A 15,354-nucleotide genomic window follows, 5' to 3' on the forward strand; every position below is an offset into this window, starting at 1 on the left:
AAAGGCCCCTCAGTCCCATTCCAGGCCGCCGCGCCGCCAGACGTACGCGTAGGCGACGAAGACGGTGAGCACGAAGAGCAGCATCTCCACGAGCCCGAAAACACCCAGGGCGTCGAAGGTGACGGCCCAGGGGTAGAGGAAGACGATCTCGATGTCGAAGACGATGAAAAGCATCGCCGTCAGGTAGTACTTGATGGGGAAGCGCCCGCCGCCGGCCGGCGTGGGGGTCGGCTCGATACCGCACTCGTAGGCCTCGAGCTTGGCGCGGTTGTACCGCTTCGGCCCGATCAGCGTGGCCATGACCACGGAGAAGATCGCAAAGCCTGCCCCGAGGGCTCCCAGTACGAGGATGGGCGCATACGCGTTCACCGCTCCTCGCTCCTCTCAGTCGGCACTGACTGCTGGCGATGGCATCGGACTCACATCCGCCTCACGCGCCACGCAAGTCCCGCCCGTCCCGGCGAAGATCGCGAACATGTGAAGCAGGTCACAAGCCCAACTGCCTCGCATCTTATGCCCGCCGATCTGTGATCTGCGACACGGGGTATTGCACAAGCTTTGTGATCTCCACCACCTGATGAAGGATCATGAAGTCATATCAGCAGTGATCTTCGTACGCGAAGCGTCAGAGTGATCACAAGAAGTGACATTTGCGCTCGTCACCGCAGGCGGCGAGGGTCGTCTCCATATCAAGAGGCTTCCCTTGCATGCAAATTGGCGATGGACCGAATGTCCTGATAAAGGATCGCGTTCACACATCAGAGGGACCACCGGGGCGAGGTGTGGACGCGTGCACGCGTTCACGAGCGGAGCCGGCCGCGATGCGGGCGCGAGACGCGGCCCCTCCGGTAATCGTTCCGTGACCTCCGCCACACTCGCCAGGGCGGCGGAGAACCGGGCTTGGCCAACGATCCCAACCGATGGTAGGCGCAGGGCAATCCGGACGTAACTACGAAAGCCCATGATCACAGGCTTGAGATGCCTAGTCCGCAATGTCCGTTACGGCGTCAATAAAGAGCCGAACTCCAGGTGTTCGGGGGCTCCATTGAACAATTGTGGCGCAGCACACGTTTCTTGAAGGTATGGAGGAGCCCCTGATACCGGTTGGACTCATGTCCCACACCGCTCACATACGCAGCCACCGGAAACCCCGCCGCAGCGCGTCGACGATCGCGATGCGGGCCGGAGTCGCCAGTGGTGTCCTCGGCACGCTGGCCGTCGCCACGGCGGCCGGTTCGGCCAACGCCGCCGAGCCGGTGACGCAGACGCTCGAACTGCCCGTGCTCACCGGCGACCTGGCGACGCAGGTCGCGCAGTCCGCCGAAGCCACGCAGCAGGCCGCGGCGAACTACCAGCTCGAGGCCGAGCGTGACGCGGCCGCCGCCGCCGCGGCCGCAGAAGCCCAGAAGGACCTCGCCGCCGCCAAGAAGGCGGAGGCCACCAAGAAGGCCGAGGAGGCCCGTAAGGCCGCCGCTGAGGCCGCCTCCCGCTCCGCGGGACGTACGACCCTCTCCACCACCTCGACGACCGCCTCCGCGCCCGCCAGCGGCAGCGTGGCGACCGTCATCTCGTTCCTCAAGGCACAGGTGGGCGACGCCTACGTCATGGGTGCCACCGGACCCAACGCGTGGGACTGCTCCTCGCTGGTCCAGGCGGCGTTCCGGCAGGTCGGTGTCGACCTGCCGCGAGTGTCGCAGGACCAGTCGATGTCCGGCACCGACATCCCGCTGTCGCAGATCCAGGTCGGCGACATTCTGTACTGGGGTGGCAAGGGCTCGGCGTACCACGTGGGCGTCTACATCGGTAACGGCCAGTACCTGGACGCGGCCAACCCCTCCAAGGGTGTCGTCATCCAGGACCTGTCGGGTTACCCGGCGAGCGGCGCGGTGCGGGTGCTCTGACCCACGGGTGCCGTTCGGGCACCCCACGGACCGCAAGGGCCGCAGCCGCTCGGGGGCCGCGGCCCTTCGGGCTGCCCTTTTCAGGGAGCCGACGCGGGTGTCCGACATGTCGGACACCTCGTCAATCCGGTGTCGATGCCACGGCAGACGCCGTCCGCACGCGGGGCACTCCGCCGCGGCGCCCGGCACGGGCCGACCCGACGCCGGCCACCCGGCAAGGCGCCCGGCACGGCACCCGGCACGGCACCCGGCACGGCCGCCGCTCGCCGGGCCGCCGCCCCGCCGAGCCCCGGAGAGCCGCGCCCCGCAGAGCCCCGCGGGGCCCAGCCCCGCAGGGCCGCGCCCCGCGGAGCCGGCAGCGCCGACAGGACCCCCAGGGCCGGGGGCCCCTCACGCCTTCGGGGCCACCTTGCTCAGGCCGTTGATGATGCGGTCCATCGCGTCGCCGCCGGTGGGGTCGGTGAGGTTGGCGAGCATCTTCAGGGTGAACTTCATGAGCAGCGGGTGGGTGAGGCCGCGCTGGGTGGCGATCTTCATGACCTTCGGGTTGCCGATGAGCTTCACGAAGGCGCGGCCCAGCGTGTAGTAGCCGCCGTAGGTGTCGGCGAGGATCTGCGGGTAGCGCTGGAGGGCGAGTTCACGCTGGCCGGGGGTGGCGCGGGCGTGGGCCTGGACGATGACGTCGGCGGCGATCTGGCCGGATTCCATGGCGTAGGCGATGCCCTCGCCGTTGAAGGGGTTCACCAGGCCACCGGCGTCGCCGACCAGCAGCAGGCCCTTGGTGTAGTGGGGCTTGCGGTTGAAGGCCATGGGGAGGGCGGCGCCGCGGATCGGGCCGGTCATGTTTTCGGGGGTGTAGCCCCAGTCCTCCGGCATGGACGCGCACCACGCCTTGAGGACCTCGCGCCAGTCGAGCTCCTTGAAGGAGTCGGAGGTGTTCAGCACGCCCAGGCCGACGTTCGAGGTGCCGTCGCCCATGCCGAAGATCCAGCCGTAGCCGGGCAGCAGGCGGTCCTCGCCGGGGCCGCGGCGGTCCCACAGCTCCAGCCAGGACTCCAGGTAGTCGTCCTCGTGGCGCGGGGAGGTGAAGTAGGTGCGGACGGCGACGCCCATCGGGCGGTCCTCGCGGCGGTGCAGGCCCATCGCCAGCGAGAGCCGGGTGGAGTTGCCGTCGGCGGCGACCACCAGCGGCGCGCGGAAGGTGACTTCGCGCTTCTCCTCGCCCAGCTTGGCGTGGACACCGGTGATCCGGCCGGTGCGGTCGTCGACGATCGGGGCGCCGACGTTGCAGCGCTCGTAGAGGCGGGCGCCCGCCTTCTGGGCCTGGCGGGCGAGCTGCTCGTCGAAGTCGTCCCGCTTGCGGACGAGGCCGTAGTCCGGGAAGGAGGCGAGATCCGGCCAGTCCAGCTGGAGCCGCATCCCGCCGCCGATGATGCGCAGCCCCTTGTTGCGCAGCCAGCCGGCCTCCTCGGAGATGTCGATGCCCATGGCCACGAGCTGTTTCGTGGCGCGCGGGGTGAGGCCGTCGCCGCAGACCTTCTCGCGCGGGAACTCGGTCTTCTCCAGCAGGAGTACGTCGAGCCCGGCCTTGGCGAGGTAGTAGGCGGTCGTGGATCCGGCCGGCCCCGCGCCGACGACGATCACATCGGCGGTGTTCCCGGAAAGAGGCTCGGAGAGGGGCTCGTTCACGACGGTCACGGCGGGATCTCCCCAAGTTCGAAATACGCGTGCCGACCGGCACTGGACATGGGCAGTCTATTCAGCAGAATTGATCACCCGGCTGAAGGGCTGCCCCGTGAAACCTGCTCTCCCCGTCGTACGGCTGCGTGTTCCCACGGACGAGGACGCGGTCGCCTGGCACCGGGTCTTCGACCACCCGGACGTCATGGAGTTCCAGGGCGGGCGGGCGGAGCTCTCCGTCTACGAGGAGCTGACCGCCAGGCAGCGCCTGCACGACGCCGAACGCGGCTTCTGCCTGTGGACGCTGCTGGACCGGGAGGACCGGGTCATCGGCTTCACCGGGGCGCAGCCGTGGCCGGCGGAGTGGGGGCCGAAGGGCGAGATCGAGATCGGCTGGCGGCTCGGGCGCGAGTACTGGGGCCAGGGCTATGTGACGGCGGCCGCGCGGACGACGGTGGAGCGGGTGCGGGCGGCCGGGGTGCCGGAGGTGGTGGCGATGGTCGACGCCGGCAACGCGCGGTCGATCGCGGTGACCCGGCGGCTGGGCATGCGCCTCGCCGAGGTCTTCACGGCTCCCGAGTCCCGGCGCGAGGGCCACTGCTACCGGCTCGATCTCCAGGCCGGGTGACATCGCCTCCAGGCCGGGCGACACCACTTTCAAGCCGGGTGCCACCGCCGCCGGACCGGGGGCGGCACCCCGAAAAAGTCACGCTGCGTAGCGAAATGCCACGGATAGACACGCAGCGCTTCCGGACGACACCCCCGGGCGGTTACCCTTCCAGTACCGCTGGGGGTGACATCTGTGCTCATACCACCCAAAACACCCGAAGTGCGCGTACCGCGGTTCGTCGGCCTGATGGCCGTGGACGCGCGCGAGGCGGCCACGGCGCGAGGCGTGCTGCTGGCCGCACCCGACCGGCCCGACTTCCACCACGCCGTCGTCGACTACGTCGTACGCCAGTACCCACCGCCAGGAGTGGAGGTGCCGCGCGGGGCCGTGGTCTCCGTGTGGTTCGACTTCGGCGAGGGTGAGGGCGGCGGAGGGGCGGGGGTCCGGGAGCCGCGCGTCCCGCATCCGGGCGGCGGCGGGCTGCAACGCGAACTGGACCGGCCCGGGGACCCCTTCGAGGCGATCACCACCTGAACCGGGCGGGCGACCCCTTCGTGGCGATCACCCGCTGCTGAACCGGGCGCGGCTCAGGCCTCCTTGAAGCCCCGGTGCAGGGTCACGACACCACCCGTGAGGTTGCGCCAGGCGACCCGGGACCAGCCGGCCTTCCGCAGCCGCTCGGCCAGCGCGGGCTGGTCGGGCCAGGCACGGATGGACTCGGCGAGGTAGACGTACGCCTCCGGGTTGGAGGAGACCGCGCGGGCGACCGACGGCAGGGCGCGCATCAGGTACTCGGTGTAGACGGTCCGGAAGGGCGCCCAGGTCGGGTGGGAGAACTCGCAGATCACGACCCGTCCGCCGGGCCGGGTCACGCGGTACATCTCGCGCAGGCCCGCGTCGAAGTCCTGCACGTTGCGCAGGCCGAAGGAGATCGTGACGGCGTCGAAGGTGTCGTCCTTGAAGGGCAGCCGGGTGGCGTCCCCGGCGGTGAACGGCAGCCAGCCGTGCTTCTTCTTGCCGACCTGGAGCATGCCGAGGGAGAAGTCGCAGGGGACGACGTACGCGCCGGTCCGGGCGAACGGGAGGGAGGAGGTGGCCGTGCCCGCGGCGAGGTCGAGGATCTTCTGCGCCGGGCGGGCGTCGACCGCCCTCGCCACCTCCTTGCGCCACCTGCGGTCCTGGCCGAGCGACAGCACGTCGTTCGTCAGGTCGTACCGTTCCGCCACGCGGTCGAACATCGAGGCGACTTCGTGGGGCTGCTTGTTCAGGGAAGCACGGGTCACCTCGCCATTCTTACAGCACGCCCTCACGGCAGAAGCTTCGGCTTCTTCTTCGCCGCGACGTCCTCCACCCAGCCGCACATCAGGACGAACGCCCCGATCAGCAGCCAGCCGATGCCGAACATGAACCACTGGCTCTCCAGCGGCAGATAGGTCTCGAACGCCGGAACCTCCCAGAACCGGTCGATCAGCGGGACGGCGAGGATCAGGGCGATCTCGTGCCAGAGGTAGATCGTGACCGCGCGCGCGTTGAAGACGGTCACGAGCCGGTCGGTCCGGCGGAAGCGGGTGAGCCAGGCGAAGTCGATCCCGAAGTACGCCTTCGCCCACATCAGCAGCAGCACGAAGCCGGCCGACCAGAAGGCCTGGGCGAGGGGGTTCTCGTCGAGGTCGTAGGTGCCGAACTCGGCCTGGTGCGAGAGGGCGTACCAGCCGCCGAAGCCGAGCGCCGCGAGGGAGAGCACGACGACGACGGCCGGCTTCATCCGCTGGAGGACGCCGTCGCGGTGCGCGAAGCCGAGCATCCAGCAGAAGAGGTACGTCGACAGGTCCCACAGGCCGCTGCCCAGCCGGTTGTCCGGGCCGGCCCAGACGAAGCCCAGGGCCAGGATCGGGGCGAGCGAGAGGGCGAGGACCGGCAGCGGGGCGAGCCGGAAGACGCGGAGCAGCAGAGGGGAGAGCAGGACGAACCAGAGGTAGGTGCGCAGGTACCAGAGGATCTCCCAGGCCTGCTCGCCCCAGGCGTTGCCCGGCGGGTCGCCCAGCGGGACGATCCAGTAGACGATCTCCCAGTTCGGCATCCAGTCGTGGATGAGCATCGCGAGGACGACGAAGACGCCCCAGAACCAGAACGGGGGCAGCAGGCGGCGCAGGCGGCTCTTGACGACCTTGAGCGCGGGGCGTTCGAGGGACTTGGCCATCAGGGTGCCGGCCAGGCTGAACATGATCCCCATGGAGGGGAAGACCATGCCGGCCCAGGCCCAGCCGAAGGTGTGGTAGGTGACGACCCTGATCAGGGCCAGGGCCCTGAGGGTGTCGAAGTAGCGGTCCCTGACAGGGGGCTTCGGCTGCTTGGCGCCGCCTGCTTCCCCGGCGCCCGGCACCACGACCGGCTCCGGCTCCACGACCGCTTCCGGCTCCGGCTCCACGACCGGCATCGACGCCGTCGCCTCGGCCTCGACGTCGACCTCCTGCTCGCGCTCCGCGTACTCCTGCGGATACGGCTGCTGCACGTACTGCGGCTGACCGTACTGCGGCTGGCCGTACGGCTGCTGCGCGTACCCCTGCTCATGGCCGTACGACTGCGGATACGGCGACGGCGCCGGCTCCTGATACCCGTACCCGTACCCGTACCCCTGCCCCTGCCCCTGCCCCTGCTGCTCCCAGCTCATCAGCTCACCCCGGCCGGGGTGCCGACCTCGCCCGTGCGCTTCAGCTTCTGCCACCGCAGGCGGCCGCCCGTGAGGGCCGTGATGCAGGAGTGGATGAGGACGAGGTACATCATCTGGCGGTAGGCGAGCTGCTGGAGCGGCATCATCAGCAGATAGCGGTACTTCTCGCGGTCGAGGCGGAAGGCGTACGCCGCGCAGAAGAGCTGGACGCCCAGTACCGCCAGCCAGGCGAGCAGGGCCGCCTTGAAGTCGATGAAGATCATCGAGTAGGCGGTGAACACGTCGATGAGCGGGGCGAAGACCGGCGTGATGATCTGGAAGATGACGACCAGCGGCATGCCGACGCGGCCGAAGCGGCCCGAGGGGCCCTTGTCGGTCAGGGACTTGCGGTGCTTCCACAGCGCCTGCATGGTGCCGTACGACCAGCGGTAGCGCTGGGACCAGAGCTGCTTCAGCGAACCGGGCGCCTCCGTCCAGGCCCTGGCGTGCTCCTGGTAGACGACCTGCCAGCCCGCGCGGTGCATGGCGATGGTGATGTCGGTGTCCTCGGCGAGGGTGTCCTCGCTCATGCCGCCGACCTCCAGCACGGCGTCCCGGCGGAACGCGCCGATCGCGCCGGGGATGGTCGGCATGCAGCGCAGCAGGTCGTACATGCGGCGGTCGAGGTTGAAGCCCATCACGTACTCGATGTGCTGCCAGGCGCCGATGATCGTGTCGCGGTTGCCGACCTTGGCGTTGCCGGCGACCGCGCCGACCTTCGGGTTCGCGAAGGGCTGCACCAGCTGGTGCACGGCGTCCGGTTCGAAGACGGTGTCGCCGTCCATCATCACGACGATGTCGTAACTGGCGTTGCGCACGCCGTTGTTGAGCGCGGCGGGCTTGCCCGCGTTCTCCTGGCGGATGACGCGGACGTTCGTCATGCCGAGGGCCCGCGCCGCCTCGCGCGAGATCTCGGACGTGTTGTCCGTGGAACCGTCGTCGACGACGATGATCTCGATCGGGTGGGTGCTCTTCGCCAGGGACTCCAGTGTGTTGGCGATGCACTCCTTCTCGTTGTACGCCGGGACGATCACGCTCACCGGGCGGGTGACGGTCGGCCCCCAGCTGAAGCGGCGTTTGTTGCGCTGTCGGTAGTGGCGGCGGGCGAGGATCAGCATCATCCCGAAGCGGCCCATGACCGCCACGCCGACGACCATCAGCCCCACGGAGAGCGCCGGGACGGTCCACTCGGCGAGGGCGACCGCCGCGATGAGGGCCTTGCCCTCGTAGAGGGTGACGCCGGTGGCCTCGCGGTGGGCGGCCTGGAGCCGGGAGGCGGTGCCTGCCGCGCCGCTGTTCCCGTTGCCGCTGTTCCCGTTCTCTCCGGCGTCGCCCTCGGCGTTGCCCGGGGCCTCACCGCTCGGTGCCGTCCCGCCGGGCTGCGTACCGGCGGCCCCCGCGGCGGTCCCCGCCGAGGCTCCGGCGGAGGCACCCGTCCGGCTGCCGCCCGCGGCCCCGTTCTGCTCCGCGATCACCCCGCTGATCGTCGTGAACGTGTACCCCGCGGCCCGCATCTTCTCGATGTACTTCGGCAGCGCCTTGATGGTCTGCGAACGCTCCCCGCCCGCGTCGTGGAAGAGCACCGACGCGCCCTTGCCGTCCTCCGGCGTGGCCCACTTGATGATCTTCGAGACGCCGGGCCGCTTCCAGTCGTCGCTGTCGGTGTCGACGAAGACGCTGGTGTAGCCGTCCTCGCCCAGTTCCTTGTAGACGGGCCAGCTGTAGTTGTCGATGGCGTCCGCCTCGGAGGAGTACGGGGCGCGGAAGAGTGTCGTCGTGATGCCGGCCGCGCCGGCCAGCGCGAGCTGGGTCTGGGTCATCTCGCGGGTGACGCGGGCGTCGCTCTGGTAGGAGAGGTCGACGTGGGTGAAGGTGTGGATGCCCACCTCGTTGCCCTGGTCGACCATGTCCTTCACGATGCCCGGGTAGCGCGAGACCATCGAGCCGACCACGAAGAACGTGCCGGGCACGTCGTACTCCTCCAGGATCGCCAGGACCTGGGGCGTCCACGTGGGGTTCGGGCCGTCGTCGAACGTGAGCGCGATCGTCTTGTCCGGGACGGACATCGTCGTGGCCTGGCCGCCCCGGAAGGTGAGGATCGGGCCGCCGTCGATGACCTTGTCGGGCACCTTGCTGGAGCTGGCGCCGGTGCGCACGCGCTGGTCGCCTCCGACCTCGGCGCGCAGATAGCCGTCGAGGAGCATCACGCTGGTCAATGCCAGCAGAAGCAGCAGGGCGAGGATGACACGCGGTTTCTGCAACGCCGCGGCCTTGCCCGCAGCCCGGCCGATGCGGGAGGGGGCGCGGCGGCGGCCGCGGGAGGAAGTCGTCGTCATAGGAATGTGGCTGCGTTCCGTCGGAGGGCGTCGAGAGCGTCGGAGGACGTCCGGAGCGTCGAGTGGGCGGCGCCGGCCGTCAGCCGGCGACGGCGGAGGCGGACGTGCTGGGGGCCGGCGAGGCGGTCCCGGTGGGCGGCGCGGACGGCGCGGTGCCGCCCGGAGCGCCGACCTCTTCGCCGACGCCGCCGTTGGGGCCGAAGCCGCCGGGCCGCTGGCCGCTCTGGCTGTTCCCCCCGAAGGGCAGCAGCGAGGACGGCGTGAGGGAGGTGCCCCAGCCCATGAAGGCCGCGCCGAGGACGACGGCGTAGACGAGGCAGCCGACGCCGAGGAGGGTGCCGGCCCGGCGCAGCAGCTTGGACCTGCGCCCGGAGTTGTCCACGAACACGGGTCCGTCGGCGTTGCCACCGCCACGTTTGCGACGGCGACCGCGAACGGCTTCACGACTGTCGAAGGCAGGCTCGGATTGCATTCCCCGGATATTAGGAGGCCTTTATGTGGCAGAAACTCTGTCTCGCATGTGAGAGGCCCATGAGAAACGGGTGAACCTGTCTTCTTCCTGAGAGATTCATGAATTGGCTGCGAGACCTGTCCGTGACATGGGAGGGTCGATTGCCCCTTTTGGGTGGGCGATTGCACCCTTTTGCGCGAATGTGTCCACGACATGTCTGTGTGTCCACTGTTCCCGTGCGATCAGCCCTCATGTGAGACATTTCCAAGCCGGTATCCAATCCGGTAAGGCCAGTTTTTTCCGTCCTGAGACAGAAATCACCACCATCACGAGAGCGGGTGCTTGCAAATGAGGAGTTTCCTGGTGCCAACGGCTGGGCTCGCCTGTCTGATCGCCCTGGCCGCAACGGGATGCTCCGCGGGATCCGACAGCACGTCGGACGCGGCACCCGCGGCCACGAAACAGGGGCAACAGAACGAGGAGGCGGCGAGTCCATCGCCGTCGCCGTCGCAGTCGACGACCACGGGCACGGCCTACGCCCCGTACGTCAGTGCAGGCGAGGCCTCCGAGAACGACTCCGCCGGTTCACCGGCGACGTACAACCTGGCCTTCGTCATCTCCGACGGCAGCAGCTGTACGCCGAAGTGGAACGGGGCGAGCGCCGTCGACGACTCGGCGGTGGCCTCCCGTATCTCCGCGCTGAAGGAGTCGGGCGCCACGGTCCGGGTCTCCTTCGGCGGGGCGTCCGGCAAGGAGCTGGGGTCCACCTGCTCCAGTGCGTCCGCGCTGGCCGAGGCGTACGGCGAGGCACTCGACGCGGCCGGTTCCACACAGGCCGACTTCGACATCGAGGGCGCCCAGCTGACCGACACCGACTCGGTCGCCCTGCGCTCCAAGGCGATCGCGCTGCTCCAGGAGGAACGCCCCGGCCTGGAGGTCTCCTTCACCCTCCCGGTGATGCCGTCCGGGCTCGACGAGGACGGGCTGACGCTGCTGAGGTACGCGAACAAGTACGACGTGCAGGTCTCGACCGTCAACCTGATGACGATGAACTACGGCGAGTCGTACGACGGCGACATGGGCGCGTACGCGATCACCTCGGCGACGGCCGCGCACACCCAGCTGAAGGAGGTCTTCGGCACGACGGACGCCACGGCGTGGCGGGCGATGGCGCTCACCTCGATGATCGGCACGAACGACGTCGACAACGAGACGTTCACCCTGGCCGACGCGGCTCAGGTGCGGACGTTCGCCGAGAACAAGGGCGTCGCGTGGGTGTCAATGTGGTCGACGTTCCGCGATCAGCAGTGCGAGGAGGGCACCGCCACGGACGACGCGCTCACCAATTGCAGTGGTGTGGAGCAGAGTTCGGGCGCGTTCGCGGAGGCGTTCTCGGGATAGCCACGGCAGGGCGGAACGGTCGGGACCCGGCGAACGGCGTCGCTACCGCCGCCGGTGCACCAGCCGCCCCGCGCACACCGTGGCGACGCACGCGCCGGTCTCGTCCAGTACGGCGAGATCGGCGCGGCCGCTCGGCTCGATGGCGGTCGGCCGGGGTCCGGGCAGGATCACCACGTCGTTGCGTTCCGCCGCCGCCCGGAGTTCGGGTGAGCCCACGTGCCGGGCCAGCACCGCCACCGAGCCCGACTTCAGCACGGCGTGCACGCGTTCACGCGGGGACGGGGCGTCCGGCAGCGGCCCCTCGTGGATCCGCCCCGGGCCGAGCACGCCCGGCCAGCTCCGTACCCGGGCGGCCGGGAAGCGTCGGCGCAGCTCCTCCAGCGGGCCCACGGCGGCCACCCGGTTGCCCTCGACGACGACGGCGCCCCGCTCGATCGGCTCGGAGTCCCAGGTGCGGCGGAGCTGGTCCGCCGCGTGGATCGTCAGCACCGCCGGGTCAGTTGGAGGCCAGCAGCTTCAGCTCGGGGTGGGCCGTGCCGCCCTCGATCGCCGTCGAGGAGATGTGCGACATGACCCGCTCGTCGACGGGGTCGTTCGCCGGGTCGTCGTGGACGACGAGGTGCTCGTACGTGGTCGAGCGCTGGGCGGGGACGCGGCCGGCCTTGCGGATCAGGTCGATGATCTCCAGGCGGTTGGAGCGGTGCTTGGCGCCGGCCGACGAGACGACGTTCTCCTCCAGCATGATCGAGCCGAGGTCGTCCGCGCCGTAGTGCAGGGAGAGCTGGCCGACCTCCTTGCCGGTGGTGAGCCAGGAGCCCTGGATGTGCTGGATGTTGTCCATGAACAGCCGGGCGACGGCGATCATCCGCAGGTACTCGAAGAGGGTCGCCTGGGTGCGGCCCTTCAGGTGGTTGTTCTCGGGCTGGTAGGTGTACGGGATGAACGCCCGGAAGCCGCCGGTGCGGTCCTGCACGTCACGGATCATCCGCAGGTGCTCGATGCGCTCGGCGTTGGTCTCGCCGGTGCCCATCAGCATGGTGGAGGTCGACTCGACGCCCAGCCTGTGCGCGGCCTCCATGATCTCCAGCCAGCGCTCGCCGGACTCCTTGAGCGGGGCGATCGCCTTGCGCGGGCGGGCCGGGAGCAGCTCGGCGCCGGCACCGGCGAACGAGTCGAGACCGGCCGTGTGGATCCGCTGGATGGCCTCCTCGACGCTCACCTTGGAGATCCGGGCCATGTGCTCGACCTCGGAGGCGCCCAGCGAGTGGATGACCAGCTGCGGGAACGCCTCCTTGATGGCGGCGAAGTGCTTCTCGTAGTACTCGACGCCGTAGTCCGGGTGGTGGCCGCCCTGGAACATGATCTGGGTGCCGCCGAGTTCGACGGTCTCGGCGCAGCGGCGCAGGATGTCGTCGAGGTCGCGGGTCCAGCCCTTGGCGGTGTCCTTGGGGGCCGCGTAGAAGGCGCAGAACTTGCACGCCGTGACGCACACGTTCGTGTAGTTGATGTTCCGCTCGATGATGTACGTCGCGATGTGCTCGGTCCCGGCGTACTTGCGGCGGCGGACGGCGTCGGCGGCGGCGCCCAGCGCGTGCAGGGGCGCGTCGCGGTAGAGGTCGAGCGCCTCCTCCGGGGTGATCCGCCCACCGGCTGCGGCACGGTCGAGCACGGACTGGAGGTCGGCCTTCTCGGACACCGGGCGTCCCTTTCGTCAAGGGTTGTGGACGGACTGATCCAGCGTACGCCAGGGGCTTCTCCCGCCGGACCTCAGGCCGTGTACGCGCCGATCAGCAACCCGGTGAGCGCGCCCGCGAGCATGAACGGCCCGAACGCGATCGTCGTACGGCGTCCCGCGCGCCGGACGGCGACGAGCGCGCCGCCGTACAGGGCGCCGTACAGGAAGCCGGCGAAGGTGCCCAGCATGACGGTGGGCCAGCCGTACCAGCCGAGGACGGCCCCGGTACCGAGGGCGAGTTTCACGTCGCCGAAGGCGAGGCCGGCCGGGTTGAGGCGGTGCAGCAGGAGGTGGCCGCCGCCGAGGGCGAGGGTGGCGAGCAGGGCGGTCGTCCAGCTGCCGGCGTGTTCGGGGAGCAGCGCGGCCGCGGCCAGCAGGGCGAGGGCGGCGGCCGGGAGCGGCAGGGTCAGCGGGTCGGGCAGCCGCCGTACCCGCAGGTCGACGGCGGCCAGCAGGACGCCGGCCGGCGCGAGCAGCAGCCAGACGCCCAGTTCGGGCCGGGTGCCGGTGGCGGCGGCGAGCGCCGCGCACACGAGCGCGGTGACGGCGGGGAGCAGGAGCGCGCCGGGTCCGTACGAGGCCGCCGTGGGCGGGGCGGGTGGTTCGGCCGGCTCGCCGCACGGGGCGCAGCGCGCCCGTCCGAGCCATCCCCGCACCGGATGTCCGGCCGGGCAGGTCCGGCGCCAGCCGCCGTCGGCCTCCTGCGACGGCACGGCGAAGCGGTAGGCGGCGCGCGGCAGCGACGCCCCCGCCAGCGCGCCCCACAGGGCGGCGAGGGCGATGAGCGCGGAGTCGCTCGGGGGTGCGGTCACGATCCGGCCTTCGACATCCGGGCGGTCGGGTTGCCCTCGGCCGCGCTGTCCGAGCGGTAGGTCAGGTCGTCGCCGGTGGGGGTGAAGCGGATGGTGTGGGGCTCGGGGTTGCAGCCGGCGTGGTTGGACGCGGCACCGACCGAGGTGGCGACGACCTCCTTCTTCGTCACCTTCTTCAGCGTCAGGACGTCGACGCAGACGCCGCCGAGGACGTCGGTCTGGCGCAACTGGCCCATCTTGTCGCCGACGTCCGCCGGTTTGAGGGTGACCCGGAAGGTGCCCATGGGGAGGGTGCCGCCGAGGCCGCTGCCCTGGCCCTCCCAGGTGCCGACGTACCGGGCGGGCAGCGCGGTGGGTCCGGCGCCGGCCGTGCTCGAACCGGTGGACGGCGCCGCGGACCGGGCGTCGGAACCGGCGCTCCGGTCGTCGTCCCCGTCGGGCAGGAGCCGGAACAGGAACGTCGATCCCAGGGTCGCCACCGCGAGCGCCCCCGCGACCGCCAGCACCACGCTGCAGCTCAGCCGCCGTCCGCGCCCGCCCTCTCCGGGCGCCGCTCCGGCGGCCATGGTCACGGACACCTTGCCGGGCCGCCGTGCCCCGTCGGCCGGTGTCGCCGGTCCGGGCACGGCGTCCCGCGGCACGGGCACGGGCCCGGCGGGGGTGTACGCGGGGGTGGGCCCGGTGGGGGCGTTCGCGGGGGCGGGCGTCTCGGCCACCATCACCGGCGGCGGCCCGAAGACCCCCGGCGCCTCCCCCACGGAGGGACTGCTGAAGCCCACCGGCCCGGAGGGCACCTCCCGCGCCTCGGCCGCCTCCAGGTTCAGCAGTTGTACGGCGCTGCGGCCGACCTGTGCGACCAGCGCCCCCGGCAGCCAGCCGCCGGCGACGAGCCGGGCCGCTCCCTCGGGCGCGAGCCGTCGGGCGAGTTCGTCGGGGGCGGGGCGGGCCGTGGGGTCCTTGGCGAGGCAGGCCTCGACGAGCTCGCGCAGTTCGCCGGCGACCGAGGCGCCGAGCACCGGCTCCTCGTGGACGACCTTGTAGAGGAGTGCCGCCGACGAGTCGCCGGGGAAGGGCGGTTCGCCGGTCGCCGCGTAGGCGAGGACCGCGCCGAGGGAGAAGACGTCGGAGGCGCCGGTGACGCCGTGGCCGAGGATCTGCTCGGGGGCCATGTAACCGGGCGAGCCGATGGAGACGCCGGTGGAGGTGAGGGACGCGGTGCCGTCGATGGCGCGGGCGATGCCGAAGTCGATGAGGAGCGGTCCGTCGACGGTGAGGAGCACGTTGGACGGTTTGACGTCCCGGTGCACCAGTCCGAGTCCGTGCACGGCCGCCAGCGCCTCCGCGAGGCCGGCGCCGAGCACCCGCACGGTGTGCTCCGGCAGCGGTCCCGCGCCGGAGGAGACGGCGGCGGCGAGCGAGGGGCCGGCCGCGTAGGCCGTCGCGACCCAGGGCACGGCGGCCTCCGGGTCGGCGTCCAGCACGGGCGCGGTCCAGGCGCCGCCGACCCGCCGCGCGGCCTCGACCTCGCGCCGGAAGCGGGCGCGGAACTCCTCGTCGAGGGCGAGGTGCGGGTGCACGATCTTCACGGCGACCGTGCGGCCCCCGGCGCTGCGGCCGAGATAGACCCGGCCCATTCCGCCGGAGCCCAGCCGGCCGAGCAGCCGGTAGGGCCCGACGGCTGTCGGTTCGTCGGCTCCGAGCGGCTGCATGGACGTCAC

At 70.8% G+C, this 15,354-nt stretch carries 14 protein-coding genes; 4 read left to right on the plus strand and 10 right to left on the minus strand.

The genetic code is table 11. From position 1 onward, the window contains the following. Positions 1-9: 9 nt before the first annotated feature. On the minus strand, positions 10-369 hold the full coding sequence (locus IE275_RS18675; protein WP_007383963.1) for an NADH-quinone oxidoreductase subunit A: 360 nt from the start codon (positions 367-369) through the stop codon (positions 10-12). Between the two features lie 713 nt (positions 370-1,082). Between IE275_RS18675 and IE275_RS18680 the strand changes: the two genes are divergently transcribed. Further along, complete coding sequence (locus tag IE275_RS18680) at positions 1,083-1,901, plus strand: C40 family peptidase (protein WP_189712449.1); 819 nt, start codon at positions 1,083-1,085, stop codon at positions 1,899-1,901. 390 nt (positions 1,902-2,291) lie between these two features. On the opposite strand, the gene IE275_RS18685 is transcribed toward IE275_RS18680, so the two are convergent. Beyond that, positions 2,292-3,599, minus strand: coding sequence for a geranylgeranyl reductase family protein (locus IE275_RS18685; RefSeq protein ID WP_189712450.1), 1,308 nt, complete (start codon positions 3,597-3,599; stop codon positions 2,292-2,294). Positions 3,600-3,696: 97 nt separating this feature from the next. On the opposite strand from IE275_RS18685, the gene IE275_RS18690 reads away from it, so the two are divergent. After that, positions 3,697-4,209: a GNAT family N-acetyltransferase gene (locus IE275_RS18690; protein ID WP_189712451.1), complete on the plus strand. Its 513-nt coding sequence runs from the start codon at positions 3,697-3,699 to the stop codon at positions 4,207-4,209. A 201-nt stretch (positions 4,210-4,410) separates the two neighbouring features. Beyond that, complete coding sequence (locus IE275_RS18695) at positions 4,411-4,725, plus strand: PASTA domain-containing protein (RefSeq protein ID WP_268255275.1); 315 nt, start codon at positions 4,411-4,413, stop codon at positions 4,723-4,725. A gap of 53 nt (positions 4,726-4,778) precedes the next feature. Here IE275_RS18695 and IE275_RS18700 read toward each other — a convergent pair whose 3' ends face one another. The 4 genes from IE275_RS18700 to IE275_RS18715 all read right to left on the minus strand — a co-directional run bounded on the left by IE275_RS18700 (position 4,779) and on the right by IE275_RS18715 (position 9,619). Then, positions 4,779-5,474 (minus strand): demethylmenaquinone methyltransferase, encoded by a 696-nt coding sequence (locus IE275_RS18700; RefSeq protein ID WP_189712453.1) that lies wholly within the window; start codon positions 5,472-5,474, stop codon positions 4,779-4,781. Positions 5,475-5,497: 23 nt separating this feature from the next. Further along, positions 5,498-6,862 carry an acyltransferase family protein gene (locus tag IE275_RS18705; RefSeq protein ID WP_189712454.1) on the minus strand — a complete coding sequence of 455 codons (1,365 nt, stop codon included), beginning with the start codon at positions 6,860-6,862 and terminating at the stop codon, positions 5,498-5,500. Beyond that, entirely contained in the window at positions 6,862-9,237 is a 2,376-nt protein-coding gene (locus IE275_RS18710) for a bifunctional polysaccharide deacetylase/glycosyltransferase family 2 protein (RefSeq protein WP_189712455.1), read from the minus strand. Before IE275_RS18710 ends, IE275_RS18705 begins: the two co-directional genes overlap by 1 nt. Before the next feature lie 79 nt (positions 9,238-9,316). Further along, the gene (locus IE275_RS18715; protein ID WP_308435660.1) at positions 9,317-9,619 is read right to left on the minus strand and encodes a hypothetical protein; all 303 of its coding nucleotides are present in this window, start codon (positions 9,617-9,619) and stop codon (positions 9,317-9,319) included. Between the two features lie 417 nt (positions 9,620-10,036). Here IE275_RS18715 and IE275_RS18720 point away from each other — a divergent pair, with 417 nt between their 5' ends. Beyond that, positions 10,037-11,089, plus strand: a complete 1,053-nt coding sequence (locus tag IE275_RS18720) for a chitinase (protein WP_189712457.1) — start codon at positions 10,037-10,039, stop codon at positions 11,087-11,089. Positions 11,090-11,131: 42 nt separating this feature from the next. On the opposite strand, the gene IE275_RS18725 is transcribed toward IE275_RS18720, so the two are convergent. The 4 genes from IE275_RS18725 to IE275_RS18740 form a co-directional block, all read right to left on the minus strand. Further along, positions 11,132-11,578, minus strand: coding sequence for an imidazolonepropionase-like domain-containing protein (locus tag IE275_RS18725; RefSeq protein ID WP_189712458.1), 447 nt, complete (start codon positions 11,576-11,578; stop codon positions 11,132-11,134). Between the two features lie 7 nt (positions 11,579-11,585). Next, entirely contained in the window at positions 11,586-12,785 is a 1,200-nt protein-coding gene (mqnC, locus tag IE275_RS18730; protein WP_189712459.1) for a cyclic dehypoxanthinyl futalosine synthase, read from the minus strand. Between the two features lie 71 nt (positions 12,786-12,856). After that, complete coding sequence (locus tag IE275_RS18735) at positions 12,857-13,636, minus strand: prepilin peptidase (RefSeq protein WP_189712460.1); 780 nt, start codon at positions 13,634-13,636, stop codon at positions 12,857-12,859. Beyond that, positions 13,633-15,345 carry a serine/threonine-protein kinase gene (locus tag IE275_RS18740; RefSeq protein ID WP_189712461.1) on the minus strand — a complete coding sequence of 571 codons (1,713 nt, stop codon included), beginning with the start codon at positions 15,343-15,345 and terminating at the stop codon, positions 13,633-13,635. The genes IE275_RS18735 and IE275_RS18740 overlap by 4 nt, the downstream gene beginning before the upstream one ends. Positions 15,346-15,354 lie beyond the last annotated feature (9 nt).

This window comes from Streptomyces phaeofaciens (genome assembly GCF_014648915.1).
In the GTDB taxonomy this organism is placed as follows: domain Bacteria; phylum Actinomycetota; class Actinomycetes; order Streptomycetales; family Streptomycetaceae; genus Streptomyces; species Streptomyces phaeofaciens.